The following is a 16874-nucleotide window of genomic DNA, read 5'->3' on the forward strand; positions in this document are numbered from 1 at the left end:
TCCTGCTCCCAAACCCCAGATTGCCGCGTCGCCGGGGCTCCTCGCAATGACGGCTGAAGGTTCGTCATTGATTCGGGCCTGCGCAGCAGGGGGTACGGCTCGCAATGACGGCTAAAGGTTCGTCTTTGATTCGGGCCTGCGCAGCAGCGGGTACGGCTCGCAATGACGGCTAAAGGTTCGTCACTGATTCGGGTCTGTGCAGCAGGGGGTACGGCTCGCAATGACGCCTAAGAGTTCGTCATCGATTCGGGACCGCCGCAGCGGCGGGAGGGGCTCTGTCATCCCTCAGAATCGGTGGTCCGCTCTTCATGGAGGTTATAGCCATCCATCTCCAGATTGAGTGCCACCAGGCGGGGACCGATCAGCTCGACCGTACCCTCGTGACGCCTTTCGGACCTCCGGGTGAATTCGAAACGATAGACCCGGCGCCAGCGCATACGGCCATCATGGTCGCGGACCGGGCGCATCCGTTCCAATAACACGGTTTCATCCAGCAGCTGCAACTCATCGCGTCTGCAGGCGCGGCGTACCACCGCAATCGCCGCCTCTCGTACGCGCATTCCTGCCGCCCAAAGGGCAACTACACCCGCCAATACCGCTATAAAGCCGATTTCCATGCCGCTACTTTACCCGTTGGCGGCCTCGACCGAAATCACTCGTGCCGCCAGCCCCCAAAGGGATGCTCAAGCACCTCGTCGGCGCCGGCTCCTTTCATCGCCGGGCTATAGCGCTCGCACTCGTTACGGCGACAACGCAGCATGAGCACATATTCGCCATGTTCAATGGCCGTGTGCAGGCGATCCAGCTCCTGGTCGGGGACACCCGCGTTGCGCATTGCCGTGGCCAGATGCGAAACCGCACCGGCGCCGGCCATAACGCCTCCGCCTCCGGCGGCTCCCGCTGCAGCACCGGCCAGGGCATCGACGACCGGCCCCGCGGCCGCTATGAAGCCGAGACCGGGCACCACGAACAGGCAGGCGGCGCCGGCCAGCAACCCCCAGATGCCGCCCCAAAACGCCCCGAGCTTACCCCAACCCCGCATCCGTTCGCCGGAGGTACGGTAGTAAATGCCCAACGGGTCATCACCCACTGCTGCCGGCCGCCCGAGCATGGAGATCATGTCCATGGGGTAATCGTGTTCGATCAACGCCTCCACTGCCTCACTTGCACGGTCGGGATCGGCGAATCGGGCGATGATCACCCGCTCAGCAGCGGCTTTCTGTTCACTCATGACATCCACTCCGTCGACGGTTTATCCAAGTTTAGGCTCCGGGTTGGGCTAACCTGCTGGCGAACGGGCGGCAGCGCTATGGCACGGGTCGACCGCCCGCATCGACAAAACAGCCTTTCCGGCGCTCAGCACCATCAAGGGAGATCGAACAGCAGCAGTTCGGTGAGGTCGGCGGTTGCGGTGAAGGAGACAGACGCGAGCTCTTCGATCTTTGCCGCGTCGCCGCTTTCCAGAACCTCGCCATCGAGTTCGAGTCGGCCTGTGGCCACCTGCAGGTAGACCCGGCGCCCGGCGGCAATTTCGTAATCGATACGCTGCCCCGGAGAGAGCAGTGTCGCGTAGAGGGATGCATCCTGGTGAATCCGAACCGAGCCGCCCCGGCCGTCCGGCGAAACCAGCAGCCGCAGATGGCGGCGCTTTTCGTCATCGGGGAAATGCCCCTGCCGGTATTCCGGCTCCCGCCCCCTGCGATCGGGTATAAGCCAAATCTGAAAAAGATGCGTCGACTCGCGCTCCGAGGGGTTCCGTTCGCTGTGACGGATCCCTCTCCCTGCGGTCATACACTGCACATCACCACGGCGCATCTGGTGCCGGTGTCCCAGACTGTCCTGATGCTCGATAACGCCGTCCAGGAGATAGGTGACGATTTCCATGTCCCCGTGCGGGTGTTCCGGAAAGCCGGCACCGGGGGCCAGGACGTCTTCGTTGAGGACCCGCAAGACCGAGAACCGGACGTGGGCGGGTTCGTGATATTCAGCGAACGAGAAGCCGAATCGGCTGTCTATCCCGTTGCCTTCTGCCCGGCCACGCTCTTCAGACCTGCGTAGCGTGATCATGCGAAACTCCATTGCTTCGGGACAGCCCCGCGCCGTGGCATAATGGACGGCATGCTTTCGTGAACACCACGGATAGCAAGGGCCTTTCAAACTCTTAGCATAAAAACGCCATGACTCGCCTGACTCTCTCCCGCCCCGATGACTTTCACCTCCACCTGCGCGATGCCGATGCCCTGCCCGTGGTGGTGCCCCATAGCGCCGAACGCTTCGGGCGCGCCATCATCATGCCCAACCTCAAGCCGCCGGTAACCACCACCGGGCAGGCGATGGCCTATCGGCAACGCATCATGGCCAGCGTGCCGGCAGGATGTGACTTTACGCCGCTGATGGCGCTCTACCTGACCGACAATACCCGGCCGGAGACGATCGCAGAGGCCATGCACAGCGGCGGGATCCACGCGGTAAAGCTGTATCCGGCCGGCGCGACCACCAACTCCGATTCGGGTGTGACAAATATCAGCAAGGCCGAAGCGGCCCTGGCGGCAATGGCCGAGGCCGGCCTGCCGCTGTTGATGCATGGCGAGGTGACCGATCCGGCGGTCGATATCTTCGATCGAGAGCGGGTTTTCATCGAGCGAGTGCTTGCACCGCTTCTGGAGCGCCACACTGACCTCAAGGTCGTCCTGGAGCACATCACCACACGCGAAGCAGTGGAGTTCGTGAAGGGTGCGGGACCCAATGTCGCCGCAACCGTTACACCCCATCACCTGCTGATGAACCGAAATGCGCTGCTGGTGGGCGGTATTCGGCCGCACCACTACTGCCTGCCGGTGCTGAAGCGTGAGAGCCATCGCGAAGCCCTGCTGGAGGCCGCCACTTCCGGCAATCCCAAGTTCTTCCTGGGCACCGACAGTGCTCCCCATCCCAAAGGCGCCAAGGAGACCGCCTGCGGCTGTGCCGGCATCTACTCCGCCCATGCCGCCCTCGAACTCTATGCCGAAGCCTTTGAGCAGGCCGGCGCCCTGGATCGGCTGGAGCCCTTTGCGGCGCACCATGGTGCGGATTTCTACGGCCTGCCCCGCAACAGCGGCAGTGTAACCCTGGAAAAGGCCGAGTGGCAGGTGCCGGACAGCTACGCCTTCGGCGAGGACCGCCTGGTGCCCCTACGGGCCGGCGAGACGATGGCGTGGCGGCTGGTTTCGGACTAAACATCGTAGAATGCATTCTTCCAACGCATCGATGCTCTTTGGAGACGGCGCATTATGAATGCGCCCCTTACATGCGTGATCGATTTGATCGCGAGCCCCACAACGATCCGTTAAGCTGAATTACTATGAGTGAACCCAAGCAGCCGAAAATCGCCGATCGCTTTCGCGGTTTCCTGCCGGTAGTGGTCGATGTCGAGACCGCCGGCTTCAATTCAAAGACCGATGCGCTGCTGGAGATCGCGGCGGTATTGCTGCATATGGATGATGATGGCTGCCTGCAACCCGGGGAGACGATAAACGCTCACGTGGAGCCGTTCGCCGGAGCCAATCTGGACCAGCGATCGCTCGACTTTCTCGGCATTGATCCCTTCCATCCCTTCCGTTTCGCGGTTCCCGAAAAAGAGGCACTGGACAAGGTATTTGCGCCCATTCGGAAAGAGGTGAAGCGGCAGGAATGCAGCCGTGCCATCCTGGTGGGCCATAATCCCTTTTTCGACCTGGGTTTCCTGAAGGAAGCCGTCCGGCGGGTGAAGTGCAAGAAAAACCCGTTTCACGCCTTCAGCACCTTTGACACCGTCACTCTCGGAGGTTTGGCCTTCGGACAGACCGTACTGGCCCGGGCGGTCAAGGCCGCCGGCCACGAGTGGGATAACGAGGCTGCCCATTCGGCCGCCTACGACGCCGAACAGACCGCCAAGCTGTTCTGTGCCGTGGTTAATCGCTGGCGGGAGCTGGAGGGAACGCTAATGCTATCCCCTGCCCCCGACGTGGAAATCTCTTCATAACGTCGCCCGGCCGGAAAATCGCCGCGGGACGCGCCTCCTACCAGTCTGTGCCTCCGCTGTGCCGGTAGGAGGGCCGCCCCGGCGCGATGCCCCTTGAAGCCAAAAAAAAGCCGGCTTCGCTAGCCGGCTTTTTGATCTGAAACGGGGGTCCAACCGATCAGCTTTCGGATTGGTCCGCCTTGGCGGCAGCCGCTTCCATCATCGGTTTCAGTTCACCCTTCTGATACAGCTCCATGACGATGTCATGGCCACCGACCAGTTCGCCGTTCATGTATATCTGCGGGAATGTCGGCCAGTTGGCGTACCGCGGCAGGTTCTCGAAAATCTCCGGGTCAGCCAACACGTTTACGTAGGCAAAGTCCACACCGCTCGCCTGCATGGCCTGGGCGGTACGGCTGGAAAAGCCGCACATGGGCATCTGCGGCGAGCCTTTCATAAAGATGACGATGGAATTTTCTTCGACCTGTTTACCGATGCGCTCTAAAACGTCCATAAAAAACCTCTCGCATAGGGGGGGATTGGCCGCCGGTTGGACGGCAGAAAGTCTGAGTGTTTTTGTAGCCGGATAGTTCAGGATGGCCAAAAAGGCGCAGCAAAGTAATCAAGTCGCTCCTGTTTCGGCCCTGACGCGCAGTTACTTACACAGAAGAGAGTCGTTCGCTCACCCTCCGGGACAAACCATTCCGGATAACGTGGTAGCGCCGTAAGGAAAATTCAACCCCGCCTCATCAATAATGGCAGTAGCGCAACAACCGCCCGACTCAGGCTTCGGCGAAGGTTGGGTGCGCTACCCAACACGATTCCGCCCAACACCGCGTAGGTAGTCGCGGCCAACGGGTTGCGTCGGACCCAGGGTCCCGCACCGATCTCTCTGGAGACGTAACGCAGCCGGGCTTTTGCTTCTTCGGTCGTTAGCGGACGTTCCTTACGGCGAGCCATGCGAACACTCCGGCGATTCCCAGTACGATGGCACCGGCCACGGCTGCCGCCAGCCACGATGGCAGCAGCGTGTCGGCGAACAGATAGACAGCCCAGACCCACAAGCCAATACCAAACAGGACGAATACCGTCACCACAATGATTAGCGCGAAGACCCAGCCAAGCAGGGCAAGGCTGCGTCGCAGCGCCCGCCCCTCGGCCTCGGCCAGATCGGCTATGGCGATGACATATTCGGCCAGCGAACTCACCGCTTGGCGCCCAGATCCAGTATCTTGGCCAAAATGAAACCGATGCCGACCGCTGTGGCCACACTTGCCAACGGCCGCTCACCGATGCTCTCTTCCATCTCGTGCATGGTGCGTGCACTGCGGCCCCTGGCTTCTGCGATCTTCTCGCGCAGGCGCTCCCGAGCCCGCTGAACCTCGTCCTCTACCGATTCACGGGCATTTTCCGCCGTAGCCGATGCCGAGCGCCGCAGGTCTTCCGTGAGCCCCGCCACATCGGAGCGCAGTACGGCAATGTCCTCTTTCAACGCATTGAGTTCTTCATTGAGCTTGTCGTCCATAGCTTTTTCTTACCTCCTGCCCGGTTTATGGTACTTCTTATTCTACCCTGAATCTCTTATTTCACTTCAAGGTTATTGATCACTTCCTGGACGCCTTCAATGTCCCGCGCGACCTGCTCCGCCCGAAGTTTTTGTTCCTCGGAGTCCACAAATCCGCTCAGCTGCACGCGGCCTTTGAAGGAATCTACATCCACCTGAAAACCACTCACATCCTCGTCCTTGAAGAGCGCCGTCTTTACCTTGCTAGTCAGTGCTGCATCGTCGATATACTGCCCTGTACTCCTGGTTTCGCCATTGCCCGCGCAGCCACCTGCAAGCAGCATCACCAACGTGAGCGCTACCACCGCCGGAATTCGTTCCGAGATCGGTTTCATCGCCCCGCCCTCCGTGTTAATGCGGATATAGGGAGTGTAGACGACAGAAACTGGAAGTCCGCGGGGTGATTCTTGAAAGGGGCGCAGAGGTTTGCGATTCCCAGAGTGCATTCGTCCAAGGCACCGAAGTTTTGCGCGCAACGCCCTGGAGGCTATTCCTTCTCCCTGAGGGAGAAGGTTAGGATGAGGAGGTGTGAATCAGTAGCTTACCTGTATCGAGCCCCCTCACCCCGGCCCTCTCCCTCGGGGAGAGGGAGCTTTTCAATAGCCTGTTAGTGCAGGCTCCTATGCCACGGCATCGACGTTGCGCTGCAGCCAAAGCTCGAGCAAGGCAAGGTGCCAGAGCTTGCTGCCGCGAAGCCGGGTGAAATGCCGGTCCGGTTCGGTGAACAGCTTCTCGACGTAGGCGCGGTCGAATACCCCGCGCTCACGACAGGCCTGTGAATCGAGGATGTCGTGCATGAAGTCGAGAAAATCGCCGCGCACGTACTTGAGTGCCGGCATCGGGAAGTAACCCTTGGGACGATCGATCACCGCGTCGGGAACCAGGCCGCGGGCGATGCGCTTCAGGGCATATTTATGGTCATTACCATCAGGCCCCAGCTTCATCGAGGGCGGCGCCTGCATGGCCAGCTCCACCAGTTCGTGGTCCAGGAATGGCACACGCGCCTCCAGGCCCCAGGCCATGGTCATGTTGTCCACCCGCTTGACCGGGTCATCGACAAGCAGGGTGGTCACATCCATGCGCAACACCCGGTCGAGAAAGGTGTCGGCACCCGGCACGGCCAGCAGGCGCTCGATGCTCCGCGAGGTGTGGTCCTCCCCCCGAAAGGCCGGCGTCACCATCTCCAGAAACTCTTCGTGGGGCCGGTCGAAATAGTGCTTGGCGAAACGCTCCAGGTCGGAACCCGACTCGGCATTCATCAGCGGGTACCAGAAGTAGCCACCGAAAACCTCGTCGGCCCCCTGCCCGCTCTGCACCACCTTCACTTCCTGGGAGACCCGCTCGCCGAGCAGGTAAAAGGCGACGGCATCCTGACCCACCATCGGTTCGGCCATCTGCTCGACCGCTTCCGGCAGACGGGTGAGAACCTGTTCGTTGGGTATGTTGTATTTGTGGTGACGGGTGCCGTAGCGCTCCACCACCAGGTCGGAGAATTCAAACTCGCTGCCCTTCTCCTCCGGCTGATCTTCGAACCCCACGGAAAACGTCAGAATGTCCTCGACGCCCTGTTCGGCCAGCAGTGCCACCAACAGAGAGGAATCCAGGCCGCCGGAGAGCAAAACACCCACGGGCACATCCGCCACCTCCAGGCGCCGGCGCACCGAACGGCGCAGGGATTCGTGGATTGCCTCCAGCCACTCCTCTTCGCTGCGCGGTACGGGCGGTCGGGAGGCGTAGAGATCCCAGTAGCGGCGTTCGCGGACCTCACCCTCGGTATCGATACTCATCGAGGTGCCCGGCGCCAGCTTGCGAATCCCCTTGAGGATCGTACGCGGCGCAGGAATCACAGCATGCAGGGTGAATTGATGGTGGAGACCGACCGGGTCGATATCGGTATCCACTCCTCCCGAGGCCAGCAGCGCCTGGGTATTGGAAGCGAAGCGCAACTCACCATCCGCCAGGGCGTAATAGAGTGGCTTGATACCGAAGCGATCGCGGGCCAGGAACAGCCGCTGGCGGCGGATATCCCACACGGCAAAGGCAAACATCCCGTGCAGACGCTCGACGCACTGCTCCCCCCAGGCCGCATAGGCCTTGAGGATGACCTCGGTATCGCCATCGGAAAAGAAACGGAAGCCGGCCCCCTGCAACTCCCTGCGCAGTTCCGGATAGTTGTAGATGGTGCCGTTGTACACCACCACCAGCTCCAGCTCGGCGTCGTGCATCGGCTGATCGGAACGTTCCGAGAGGTCGATAATCGAGAGCCGCCGGTGTCCGAAGGCCAGGGGTCCGTCCGAATAACTGCCCTCGTGGTCCGGTCCGCGCCGCTCCAGACGATGCAGCATCCGGCCGAGCCGTCCCAGATCGGGGGGCTGGCCGTCGAAGCGAAGTTCACCACAGATTCCGCACATGTTTTGTCTATTCCAACGTATCGACCACCGGGAACATGGAGTTCACGAAGGCATAAAGTGATCTTCAACGGCCGCTCACTCCGGGCACAGTGCTGGCCGTTGCGGCAACGCCTCCTGCCCCGGGAGCTCTCTTCTACTCGACCCTGAGGAGATTCCGTACCGACTCGACGCCGGGCACGGCAGCGGCCAGACGAGCAGCTCGTCGGGCCGTGTCGCGGTCGGGGACCTCACCACTGAGAGTGACCCGGCCCTGTTCGGTCCGCACCGTAATGGGCATGGCCGGTATTTGCGGGTGATGAACAAGGGCCCGGGTCACGGCAGCGCTGATCTCGGCATCAGCCGGTACCTGCCTCGCGCTTCGGCCATTGTCGGGATCATAACCACCCTGGGCGGCACCCGTCATGACTGCAGTGGCGCAGCCGCTGACGGCGACGATGGTGGTTACGGTAATTAGCACCAGAAACACCCGGCGGATAAAGTCCATCACGGTTCTCCAGATAACCCGAACGGAGGCGCAGCTCATGGATTCCCCGAGCCGCCGCCGCCAGCGGAGATCACCGTGAGACGATCGCCGACTTCCACCGAAACGGTGGTCTTACCGGGAAGCGGCTCACCATTGAAGAGATTCTCCCCCGCCTTACCATCACCGCCCCCGGCCAGGCCCCAGGGGCCGCGCCTGCGGCGTTCGGTAAGCAGAGTCACCTGCGCAGGTGCGAGAAACTCGAACTCACGAACCAGACCCTCGCCACCCGGCCGTTCACCGACACCACCCGAGCCGCGTCGCACCTGGTAGCGGGTCACCCGCAGCGGATGGGCCATCTCCAGCACTTCGATCGAGGTATTGAGGGTATTGGTCATGTGGGTCTGAACGGCCGAAAGGCCGCCCCCACGGGCACCTGCGCCCATGCCACCGCCCATGGTTTCGTAGTAATCCCAATAGCTGTCCCTATCCCGCGCACCCATGGCCACATTGTTCATGGAGCCGTGGCTGGCGGCCGGGATCCGATCGGGAATCGCAGACGCCAGCGCCCCGCAGACCGCGTCCACCACGCGGCTGCTGGTCTCCACATTGCCAGCGGCAACCGCCGCCGGCCGCTGCGCATTCAACAGGGATCCTTCGGGGGCCTCCAGGGTGATGGGGCGAAACGTCCCGGCACAGGCGGGGGTCTGGTCCGGCATCAGACAGCGAAGGACGTAAAACACCCCCGCTGCGGCCACCGAGAGAGGGCAATTGACGTTTCCGGGTGTCTGCGCCGCCGTGCCGGCGAAATCCACGTGTATACGGCCGTCTTCGACCGCTACCGTGACGCAAATCGGCAAGTCCACGTGACCCTTGCCGTCATCGTCCAGGTAATCGGTGAACGCGTAGCGTCCGTCGGGGATCGCCTCCAGGGCGGAGCGGGCCAGACGCTCGGCGTAATCATTGAGCTCGGCAAGGGACGACCGGTAGCGCTCCACCCCGAGACTGTCGACCAACTCCTCGAGTCGCCTGAGACCGCTCGCGTTGGCGCTCACCTGAGCGGAGAAGTCACCCCGGGTCTCCACCGGACTTCCAGTGGCGGTGACGATTCGCTCCATCAGCGACTCATCCAGCTGGCCGGCCCGTACCAGCGGCCTGGGCGGGATGATTAGCCCCTCCTCCTCGAGCCGGCCGGAGATCGGCATCGAACCGGGCGAGTCACCGCCGATATTGGCATGGTGGGCACGATTGGCCACGAAACCCATCAGTTGGTGCCGCAGATAGAGGGGCGCAATGACCGTGATGTCGGGGAGGTGGGTACCGCCCAGATAGGGGTCGTTCACCACCACCATATTACCCTGGTTCCATTCGACCCGCCCAACGATATCACGCATGGCAAAGGCCATGCTCCCCAGGTGTACCGGGATATGGGCAGCCTGCGCGCACAGTTCACCCGCGGGGTCGAATACGGCACAGGAGAAGTCGAGGCGGTCGCGGATATTCGGTGAAAAGGCGGCGCGTTTGAGAACCGCCCCCATCTCTTCGCAAACGGCCTCTACACGGCTGGCAAAAATCGAAAGTTCAACGGCATCGGTCATGCCTGAATGGTAACAGAACCGCTGGCGGGAATTGATCAGCGCCCTTCCCCGAACACGGCGTCAGCCGTCCGATTTCCCAAATTGAGCGCGATAGCGCTGTTCGCCCACGGGGTGGGCTCCTACAGGAGATACTCTCTATAGGAGCGGAGAAAGCCGCGAAGGAGTCTGCCGTCAGGCAGCCTCTTCACCGGCAACCGTTTCGACAGGGCTGCTGTTTCGCAAGTGAACGAGCGTCCAGTAACCGAAAGCGTTCACTGGCGCAACCTCGGCCACTTCCATATCGGCAAGTTCGATAAAATCATCCAGCGGGAAAACGGGTCGGAAACCCAATCGTTTGGCGAGGGGCGATAGCATCTCTTCCATCCAGCGTGCCGGACCGCCGGGGCTGGTGAAGTGATTGACGACAAAAATATCACCGCCGGCTCTGCAAACCCGCCTCACCTCCATTAGCATCGCTTCCGGGTCGGGAACCACGGAGGCCACATACATGCAGGCCACCTTATCGAAACTGTCGTCGGGAAAATCCATCTCCTGCACATCCATGCAGTGGAGGGTGGCATTTCCGAGCCCGCTCCTGCGCACGCGATTACCGGCACGATCCAGCATATCCGGCGACAGATCGATGCCGACGACGTCGACATGGGCCGGGTAGTGGGTGAGCGACAACCCGGTACCGACGCCGGCTTCAAGGATGTTCTCCCCGGGCCGGCAATCCATCATCTCGACCACCCGCTGGCGCCCCGGCTCGAATACACTGCCGAAGACGAAATCGTAAATGCCCGCGTAGCGCCGGTAGGCGGAAATGACCGAATTATGATCCATGATATTTCAATACGACATTTGAGGGTTTGTTTTCAAGTATGAAGGCAGGTCGGTAGGCTGTGTCAACCGGTGCTCCCGTGATACTTCTGTGAATCTTAGGCGATATTCTGAAAAAATGACGGGAGCTTGGCAGTGAATCGCTCGATTCTGGTTATTGAAGACGACGCAGATATCGCCGACTTGGTGGCGCTGCACCTGCGCGATGAGGGTCACCACGTCGATATTGCCGCTGATGGGGATACCGGACTGGCCTGGGCCCTCGGCGGCCACTACGACCTGGTGGTGCTCGATTTGATGCTGCCGGGCATGGATGGCCTGAGTCTCTGCCAGAGGCTGCGCGCCGAGGACCGCTACCTGCCGGTGCTGATGCTGACCGCCCGCTCGTCGGAACTGGATCGGGTGCTAGGGCTGGAGATCGGCGCCGATGACTACCTTACCAAGCCGTTTTCGATCCGGGAGTTGGCGGCCCGGGTCAAGGCCCTGCTGCGCCGTGCCGAGGCAATGGCCGCACCGGCACGGGAGAACGGTACCGGAGAGGCGATCACGGCCGGCGGACTGAGCATCGATCCGGAACGGCGCACCGTTTCGGTCCACGGTCAGCCGGTGGATCTGACCGCCCGCGAGTTCGACCTCCTGCTGCATTTCGCCCGCCATCCGGGACGGGTCTACTCCCGCAGCCAACTGCTGGACCAGGTCTGGGGCTACAACCATGACGGTTATGAACACACGGTCAACTCCCACATCAACCGCCTGCGCAACAAGGTGGAGGCCGACCCGGCCCACCCGCGCTATGTCCTGACGGTCTGGGGCGTGGGCTACAAATTTGCAGAGCCGGTCCAATGAACGCGAAACGACGCCGCGCGCCCCATGTTTAAGAGCCTTTACGCCCGCCTTGCCTTCGTCCTTGCGCTGCTGCTGATCGTCGTCGGCGCGGTGGTGTCTGCGTTCGCGGTGCAGGCCAGCGCCACCTTTTTGCAGGAACTCGATCAACGCTTCAATCGGGACCTGGCGCGCCAGTTGCTCGTGCAGCGCAACCTGGTAGGTGCCGACCGTCTCGACGGCGACTCCGTCAAGTCACTGTTCAGCCACTACATGCATGTCAATCCCGCTATCGAGATCTACCTGCTCGATAGCGAGGGTGCGATCGTGGCCTACGAGGCCCCCCAGATGAAGATCAAGCGCAGTCGGGTCGACCTGGCGCCGATCAAACGCTTTCTCGACGATGCGCCGCTCCCCATCCTCGGTGACGACCCCCGCCAGACGAACGGCCACAAGGCCTTCTCCGCAGCGGCATTCCCTTTCCGGGGGCCGACGCAGCAATATCTCTACGTCGTGCTCGGAGGCGAATCCTTCTCCTCGGCAAGGCAACTGCTGCAGGAGAGTTATCTGGTGCGCTTCAGCCTGCTTGCGGTTGTCGGCGTGGTGCTATTCGGGATCCTCGCCGGGGCGGTGGCCTTTCATCAACTGACCCGCCGTCTGCGAGGCCTCACCAAGGTGATGGACGGCTTTCGGGCCAGCGGCTTTGACACCACCCGCCAACTCTACGTCGTGGGACGTAGCGGGGACGAAATCGATCGCCTCGGCACCACCTTCAACGCCATGGCCGGGCGCATCGAGGAGCAGGTCGGGGCGCTGGAGGAGAAGGATGTACTGCGACGCAACCTGGTGGCCAATGTCTCTCACGACCTGCGCACCCCGCTCGCCTCCCTCCAGGGCTATCTGGAGACGCTTCAGTTGAAGGCCGGGGAACTCTCGACCGACGAATACCAGCGATACCTGGGGGTCGCTCATCGGCAAAGCGAGCGCCTGACCCATTTGGTGGAGGAGCTGTTCGAGCTCTCGCGGCTCGATGCGCGGGAGGCGCTGCCCGAGTCGGAACCGGTTGCCCTTGGAGAACTCATCCAGGATGCCGCCCAGAAATACGGGCTGCGTGCCGAGCAGCAGGGCGTCACCTTCAGGGCCTCCATCGCACAGGACCTGCCTCCGATTTCCGGCGACGTGGGTCTGCTCGACCGGGTGCTGGAAAACCTGCTCGGCAACGCCCTGCGTCATACCCCCGAGCAGGGGGAGATAGACATTCACAGCCGCCTCCGCGATGGCAGGGTCGAGGTCGACGTCATCAACACCGGTCCCACCATTCCTGCCGAAGAGCTCCCCCACGTCTTCGAACGCTTTTACCAATCACCCCGCAGTCATCACGGCGGCGCCGGCCTGGGATTGGCGATCGTCAAGCGTATCGTCGAACTGCACGGCGGCGAAGTCGCCGCCGACAGCGCCAATGGGTCGACCCGCTTCACCTTCCGACTGCCGACGCGCTGAACACCCTCTCTGCAGACAAGGGATAGCCATCGCGGCTGGAAGCCGCCACAAAACACCCGGCTCAGAACCTGCAATGGTGAGATCGGCATCCTGCCGCGATGGCGCCCTCTCTCACGCTGTTACAGAAACGTGATAACTCCGTGAACGGCACGTGAGACCCGTCGCGCATCGTTATCTGCAACCGGACGCGAATAGTCCGGTTCGCAGAATCGACAATCGACATAACGAGGATGCAGACATGAACAAAATCACCAAACCGATCTCCTTCGCCGCCGGTACGGCCATGGTCTTCGGCCTTTCCGGGACCGCACTCGGTGCCGTCGATGCCAACCCCTTCAGCGTCGAGGAGTTCGGCGGCCTGCGTATCGCCGAGGCGGGACAGGGTCAGTGCGGCGGCAAGGCGGAGAAAAAAGCCGCCGAGGCCAACTGCGGCGCCAAGGAAAAGGCGCCCGCCGAGACCAACTGCGGTGCCGAAAAGGCCAAGGCCAAGCCCGTCGTTCGCGAGGCGAGCTGCGGTGAGGCCAAGTGCGGCGCCGGCAGGTAAGGTGAGCACGATGTCCGATCCCACTCGGATGCTGGAAGGTGCCGGTCTCGGCCTGAGGCGTGCCCTGACGGGCGCGCTGGCCGAGACGCGCCCGGCGGAGGTCGGCTTTCTGGAGGTCACCCCGGAGAACTGGATGGGGTTGGGCGGCCGATACGCCCGCGACCTGGCGTTTTTCGCCGAGCAGTGGCCGCTTGCCAGCCACGGACTGTCGCTCTCTCTGGGCGGCCCCGACCCGCTGGACGAGGCCTTCATCGAAGAGTTGAAGGCGTTCCTTGATAGACACCGTGTGGTGCTCTACTCGGAACACCTCTCCTACTGCACCGACGGGGGGCATCTCTACGACCTGATGCCCCTGCCCTTCACCGAGGAGGCGGTGCACCACGTGGCCGGTCGCATCCGCCGTACCCAAGCGATTCTCGAACGGCGCATCGCCGTCGAGAACGTCTCCTACTATGCGGGTCAGTCGGGCGACATGGACGAGGCGACCTTCGTCACCGCCGTCCTGGAGGAGGCCGACTGCGGCCTGCTGCTGGACGTCAACAACGCCTATGTCAACGGCGTCAATCACGGCTACGACCCGGTCAGGTTTATTCACTCTCTGCCGGCCGATCGCATCGCCTATGTGCATGTGGCCGGCCACTATCGGGAGTCTGAAGAGCTCATCATCGACACCCATGGCACAGCGGTGGTCGACCCGGTCTGGTCTCTGCTGGAAACGGCCTACCGGCACGCCGGGGTTCGGCCCACCCTGCTGGAGCGGGACTTCAACCTGCCGCCCCTCTCGGAGCTACTGGACGAGTTGGGCACCATCCGCCGACTGCAAAACGAGGAAGGGCATAATGAACGCCGTATCGCTTGACACCTCCCTGGCGGGGCGCCAGCGCTGTTTCGCGGCAGCCATTCGCGATCCCGAGCGGGCTACGCCTGCCGATGTCTCCCCACGACGCATGGCCATCTACCGCGAGCTCTTTTTCAACAATATCCTCGGCGTTCTCGAAGACGCGTTTCCCGCCGTCCGCGCCCGCCTGTCGAAAGACGACTGGGAGGCGGCCGCCGGGCGTTTTTTTGCGGGACACTCCAGTACCACCCCCTACTTTCACCGCCTGCCCGGCGAATTCGCGGCCTGGCTCGAGCGACCACCGGGCCTCGACCCGCCCTATCTGGCAGAGTTGGCCCGGTACGAATGGTCGCAACTCCACCTGGCGCTGTCGCCGGCACCGGCGCCTCCCGAAGCCCTGATACCGAACGGCGATCTGCTGACCGGCGCACCGGTTCTGGCGTCCCTGTTCCGCCTGGCCGCCTATCGGTATCCGGTTCACCGGATGTGTGAGGGGGAGTCGCTGCAGGACGAGGAGCCTGCCCGGCTGCTGCTCTGGCGCGACGATGTCGAACAGGTCCGAACCCTGGCGCTGAGTCCGACCAGCGCCCGACTGCTGGAGCTGATTGCCTCGTCTCCGCAGCTCGGCGGCCGTCGACTGCTGCTGCGCCTGGCCGGCGAAATCAATCACCCCGAACCCGAGCGCCTGGTCGAACAGGGCCGGACGCTTTTGGAGCAATTGCGTGAAAAAGGGGCACTCGTCGGCACACAGCCGGCCACCCAGGGAGGTGCATGATGCAACCGGTGCGAAAGCCCCACCAACTGCTGGATGAAACCCGACGTCTGGACTTCTTGGCCCCGCTGACGTTACGCCTCTATCTGGCGCCCATCTTCTGGATGGCGGGAACCCAGAAGATCAGCCATATGGAGGGCACCATCGCCTGGTTTGGCAATCCCGACTGGGGACTGGGCCTGCCGTTTCCCACGGTCATGGCGTGGCTTGCGGCCCTTTCCGAAACCGGCGGGGCGATAGCGCTGGTGCTGGGCCTGGCGGTGCGCTGGGCCAGCATTCCGCTGATGGTGACCATGGCGGTGGCCGCGCTCACCGTTCACTGGGAGAACAGCTGGCTGGCGATTGCCGAGAGCGGTACCGAGGCCTCACAGCGTCTTTCGGGCCTGCTCGACTGGCTGGCCGCCGAGCACCCCGGGCGCCATGAGTTCGTTACCGAACTCGGCCGACCGGTTGTACTCAATAACGGTATCGAATTCGCCGCCACCTACTTCATCATGCTGCTGACGCTGTTCTTCATCGGCGGCGGACGCTATCTGAGTATTGATTACTGGCTGCACCGACGCTACATGACCCGAGGGAATCATTATGCTGATTAAACGACCCAACGCGATCCGCCCCTCGGAGATCACCCCCGAGTCGGTCTACCGGGAGCGCCGCCGTTTCCTGAAACTGGGCGCCGCCGGGGCCATCGGCGCGCTCGCCTTACCGGCACAGGCCGGTCTTTTCGGCGGCAGTGACGAGGGGCCGCCCGGCAAGCCGGATTTCCCCGGCCTGAAACAGAGCCGCTTCAGTGTCGACGAACCGGCGACCTCCTGGGAGTCGGTCACGACCTACAACAATTTCTACGAATTCGGCACCGGCAAGGAAGACCCGGCCGAAAACGCCCACACCCTGGTGACCGACCCCTGGTCGGTTGCGGTGGCGGGCGAGGTGGAGAAGCCCGGCAACTACGCCTTCGAGGACCTTCTCAAGCCCCATACACTCGAGGAGCGCGTCTATCGGATGCGCTGCGTCGAAGGCTGGTCGATGGTGATTCCCTGGGTCGGTTTTCCCCTCGCCGACTTGATCCGGCGCCTGGGACCGACGTCGCGCGCTCAATACGTCGAGTTCACCACGCTCCACGATCCGCAGCAGATGCCCGGACAGCGCCGCGCCGTACTCGACTGGCCCTATGTCGAGGCGCTGCGCATCGACGAGGCGATGCACCCGCTCACCCTGATGGCGGTAGGCCTCTACGGTCGGGAATTGCCCAACCAGAACGGGGCCCCTTTACGACTGGTCGTACCCTGGAAGTACGGTTTCAAGAGCATCAAATCCATCGTCCGGATCCGCCTCACTGAAAAGCAGCCGCAGAACACCTGGAACGAGATGGCGCCCCACGAGTACGGCTTCTATGCCAACGTCAACCCGGCCGTCTCCCATCCGCGCTGGAGCCAGGCGCGCGAGCGGCGCATCGGCGAGTTCCTGAAACGGGATACCCTGCCGTTCAACGGCTATGCCGAACAGGTGGCGCACCTCTATCGCGGCATGGACCTGAAGCGATTTTATTAACGGGGTGCCAAGCAAC

21 protein-coding genes are annotated in these 16874 nt (G+C 62.5%); 9 read left to right on the forward strand and 12 right to left on the reverse strand.

The features are described 5' to 3' along the window. Positions 1–278: 278 nt before the first annotated feature. The 3 genes from Q7L05_RS11105 to Q7L05_RS11115 all read right to left on the reverse strand — a co-directional run bounded on the left by Q7L05_RS11105 (position 279) and on the right by Q7L05_RS11115 (position 2067). Entirely contained in the window at positions 279–617 is a 339-nt protein-coding gene (locus tag Q7L05_RS11105; protein WP_303906236.1) for a DUF3301 domain-containing protein, read from the reverse strand. Positions 618–652: 35 nt separating this feature from the next. After that, positions 653–1231: a hypothetical protein gene (locus Q7L05_RS11110; RefSeq protein WP_303906239.1), complete on the reverse strand. Its 579-nt coding sequence runs from the start codon at positions 1229–1231 to the stop codon at positions 653–655. A 134-nt stretch (positions 1232–1365) separates the two neighbouring features. Next, complete coding sequence (locus Q7L05_RS11115) at positions 1366–2067, reverse strand: pirin family protein (RefSeq protein ID WP_303906241.1); 702 nt, start codon at positions 2065–2067, stop codon at positions 1366–1368. 110 nt (positions 2068–2177) lie between these two features. Between Q7L05_RS11115 and pyrC the strand changes: the two genes are divergently transcribed. Continuing rightward, on the forward strand, positions 2178–3215 hold the full coding sequence (pyrC, locus tag Q7L05_RS11120; protein WP_303906246.1) for a dihydroorotase: 1038 nt from the start codon (positions 2178–2180) through the stop codon (positions 3213–3215). Positions 3216–3340: 125 nt separating this feature from the next. Further along, the gene (rnt, locus tag Q7L05_RS11125; protein ID WP_303906249.1) at positions 3341–4000 is read left to right on the forward strand and encodes a ribonuclease T; all 660 of its coding nucleotides are present in this window, start codon (positions 3341–3343) and stop codon (positions 3998–4000) included. Positions 4001–4157: 157 nt separating this feature from the next. Here the strand turns inward: rnt and grxD are convergent, their stop codons facing one another. The 9 genes from grxD to Q7L05_RS11170 form a co-directional block, all read right to left on the reverse strand. After that, a complete protein-coding gene (grxD, locus tag Q7L05_RS11130) occupies positions 4158–4493 on the reverse strand; it encodes a Grx4 family monothiol glutaredoxin (protein WP_303906252.1) in 336 nt (111 codons plus the stop codon). A gap of 221 nt (positions 4494–4714) precedes the next feature. Beyond that, positions 4715–4939, reverse strand: a complete 225-nt coding sequence (locus tag Q7L05_RS11135) for a hypothetical protein (RefSeq protein WP_303906254.1) — start codon at positions 4937–4939, stop codon at positions 4715–4717. After that, the gene (locus tag Q7L05_RS11140; protein ID WP_303906258.1) at positions 4912–5187 is read right to left on the reverse strand and encodes a hypothetical protein; all 276 of its coding nucleotides are present in this window, start codon (positions 5185–5187) and stop codon (positions 4912–4914) included. The genes Q7L05_RS11135 and Q7L05_RS11140 overlap by 28 nt, the downstream gene beginning before the upstream one ends. Continuing rightward, positions 5184–5504 carry a DUF883 family protein gene (locus tag Q7L05_RS11145; RefSeq protein WP_303906259.1) on the reverse strand — a complete coding sequence of 107 codons (321 nt, stop codon included), beginning with the start codon at positions 5502–5504 and terminating at the stop codon, positions 5184–5186. The genes Q7L05_RS11140 and Q7L05_RS11145 overlap by 4 nt, the downstream gene beginning before the upstream one ends. A 56-nt stretch (positions 5505–5560) precedes the next feature. After that, positions 5561–5878, reverse strand: coding sequence for a BON domain-containing protein (locus tag Q7L05_RS11150; RefSeq protein WP_303906262.1), 318 nt, complete (start codon positions 5876–5878; stop codon positions 5561–5563). A gap of 285 nt (positions 5879–6163) precedes the next feature. Then, entirely contained in the window at positions 6164–7954 is a 1791-nt protein-coding gene (locus Q7L05_RS11155) for an N-acetylglutaminylglutamine amidotransferase (RefSeq protein WP_303906264.1), read from the reverse strand. 133 nt (positions 7955–8087) lie between these two features. Continuing rightward, a complete protein-coding gene (locus Q7L05_RS11160; protein ID WP_303906267.1) occupies positions 8088–8438 on the reverse strand; it encodes a BON domain-containing protein in 351 nt (116 codons plus the stop codon). Between the two features lie 35 nt (positions 8439–8473). Next, the gene (locus Q7L05_RS11165) at positions 8474–10012 is read right to left on the reverse strand and encodes a hydantoinase B/oxoprolinase family protein (protein WP_303906269.1); all 1539 of its coding nucleotides are present in this window, start codon (positions 10010–10012) and stop codon (positions 8474–8476) included. Between the two features lie 171 nt (positions 10013–10183). Next, positions 10184–10834 (reverse strand): class I SAM-dependent methyltransferase, encoded by a 651-nt coding sequence (locus Q7L05_RS11170; protein WP_303906272.1) that lies wholly within the window; start codon positions 10832–10834, stop codon positions 10184–10186. Between the two features lie 132 nt (positions 10835–10966). On the opposite strand from Q7L05_RS11170, the gene Q7L05_RS11175 reads away from it, so the two are divergent. From Q7L05_RS11175 to msrP, 7 genes are all read left to right on the forward strand, one after another. Continuing rightward, positions 10967–11677, forward strand: a complete 711-nt coding sequence (locus Q7L05_RS11175) for a response regulator transcription factor (protein ID WP_303906275.1) — start codon at positions 10967–10969, stop codon at positions 11675–11677. 24 nt (positions 11678–11701) lie between these two features. Then, positions 11702–13153 carry a sensor histidine kinase gene (locus tag Q7L05_RS11180; RefSeq protein ID WP_303906278.1) on the forward strand — a complete coding sequence of 484 codons (1452 nt, stop codon included), beginning with the start codon at positions 11702–11704 and terminating at the stop codon, positions 13151–13153. Between the two features lie 238 nt (positions 13154–13391). Next, positions 13392–13697: a hypothetical protein gene (locus Q7L05_RS11185; RefSeq protein ID WP_303906281.1), complete on the forward strand. Its 306-nt coding sequence runs from the start codon at positions 13392–13394 to the stop codon at positions 13695–13697. A 10-nt stretch (positions 13698–13707) separates the two neighbouring features. Continuing rightward, positions 13708–14556 carry an HvfB family MNIO-type RiPP peptide maturase gene (locus tag Q7L05_RS11190; protein WP_303906284.1) on the forward strand — a complete coding sequence of 283 codons (849 nt, stop codon included), beginning with the start codon at positions 13708–13710 and terminating at the stop codon, positions 14554–14556. Beyond that, the gene (locus tag Q7L05_RS11195) at positions 14537–15310 is read left to right on the forward strand and encodes an HvfC family RiPP maturation protein (RefSeq protein WP_303906287.1); all 774 of its coding nucleotides are present in this window, start codon (positions 14537–14539) and stop codon (positions 15308–15310) included. Before Q7L05_RS11190 ends, Q7L05_RS11195 begins: the two co-directional genes overlap by 20 nt. Beyond that, a complete protein-coding gene (locus Q7L05_RS11200; protein ID WP_303906290.1) occupies positions 15307–15903 on the forward strand; it encodes an HvfX family Cu-binding RiPP maturation protein in 597 nt (198 codons plus the stop codon). Before Q7L05_RS11195 ends, Q7L05_RS11200 begins: the two co-directional genes overlap by 4 nt. Continuing rightward, a complete protein-coding gene (gene msrP, locus Q7L05_RS11205) occupies positions 15893–16858 on the forward strand; it encodes a protein-methionine-sulfoxide reductase catalytic subunit MsrP (RefSeq protein ID WP_303906295.1) in 966 nt (321 codons plus the stop codon). The genes Q7L05_RS11200 and msrP overlap by 11 nt, the downstream gene beginning before the upstream one ends. Positions 16859–16874 lie beyond the last annotated feature (16 nt).

It is taken from the genome of Thiohalomonas denitrificans (assembly GCF_016841685.1).
In the GTDB taxonomy this organism is placed as follows: Bacteria; Pseudomonadota; Gammaproteobacteria; order Thiohalomonadales; family Thiohalomonadaceae; genus Thiohalomonas; species Thiohalomonas denitrificans_A.

Bases quoted from the DNA above. Each gene is read 5' to 3' on its own strand.
- Q7L05_RS11105 (WP_303906236.1), bottom strand. From the start codon at position 617: ATGGAAATCGGCTTTATAGCGGTATTGGCGGGTGTAGTTGCCCTTTGG.
- Q7L05_RS11110 (WP_303906239.1), bottom strand. From the start codon at position 1,231: ATGAGTGAACAGAAAGCCGCTGCTGAGCGGGTGATCATCGCCCGATTC.
- Q7L05_RS11115 (WP_303906241.1), bottom strand. From the start codon at position 2,067: ATGATCACGCTACGCAGGTCTGAAGAGCGTGGCCGGGCAGAAGGCAAC.
- pyrC (WP_303906246.1), top strand. From the start codon at position 2,178: ATGACTCGCCTGACTCTCTCCCGCCCCGATGACTTTCACCTCCACCTG.
- rnt (WP_303906249.1), top strand. From the start codon at position 3,341: ATGAGTGAACCCAAGCAGCCGAAAATCGCCGATCGCTTTCGCGGTTTC.
- grxD (WP_303906252.1), bottom strand. From the start codon at position 4,493: ATGGACGTTTTAGAGCGCATCGGTAAACAGGTCGAAGAAAATTCCATC.
- Q7L05_RS11135 (WP_303906254.1), bottom strand. From the start codon at position 4,939: ATGGCTCGCCGTAAGGAACGTCCGCTAACGACCGAAGAAGCAAAAGCC.
- Q7L05_RS11145 (WP_303906259.1), bottom strand. From the start codon at position 5,504: ATGGACGACAAGCTCAATGAAGAACTCAATGCGTTGAAAGAGGACATT.
- Q7L05_RS11150 (WP_303906262.1), bottom strand. From the start codon at position 5,878: ATGAAACCGATCTCGGAACGAATTCCGGCGGTGGTAGCGCTCACGTTG.
- Q7L05_RS11155 (WP_303906264.1), bottom strand. From the start codon at position 7,954: ATGTGCGGAATCTGTGGTGAACTTCGCTTCGACGGCCAGCCCCCCGAT.
- Q7L05_RS11160 (WP_303906267.1), bottom strand. From the start codon at position 8,438: ATGGACTTTATCCGCCGGGTGTTTCTGGTGCTAATTACCGTAACCACC.
- Q7L05_RS11165 (WP_303906269.1), bottom strand. From the start codon at position 10,012: ATGACCGATGCCGTTGAACTTTCGATTTTTGCCAGCCGTGTAGAGGCC.
- Q7L05_RS11170 (WP_303906272.1), bottom strand. From the start codon at position 10,834: ATGGATCATAATTCGGTCATTTCCGCCTACCGGCGCTACGCGGGCATT.
- Q7L05_RS11180 (WP_303906278.1), top strand. From the start codon at position 11,702: ATGTTTAAGAGCCTTTACGCCCGCCTTGCCTTCGTCCTTGCGCTGCTG.
- Q7L05_RS11185 (WP_303906281.1), top strand. From the start codon at position 13,392: ATGAACAAAATCACCAAACCGATCTCCTTCGCCGCCGGTACGGCCATG.
- Q7L05_RS11190 (WP_303906284.1), top strand. From the start codon at position 13,708: ATGTCCGATCCCACTCGGATGCTGGAAGGTGCCGGTCTCGGCCTGAGG.
- Q7L05_RS11195 (WP_303906287.1), top strand. From the start codon at position 14,537: ATGAACGCCGTATCGCTTGACACCTCCCTGGCGGGGCGCCAGCGCTGT.
- Q7L05_RS11200 (WP_303906290.1), top strand. From the start codon at position 15,307: ATGATGCAACCGGTGCGAAAGCCCCACCAACTGCTGGATGAAACCCGA.
- msrP (WP_303906295.1), top strand. From the start codon at position 15,893: ATGCTGATTAAACGACCCAACGCGATCCGCCCCTCGGAGATCACCCCC.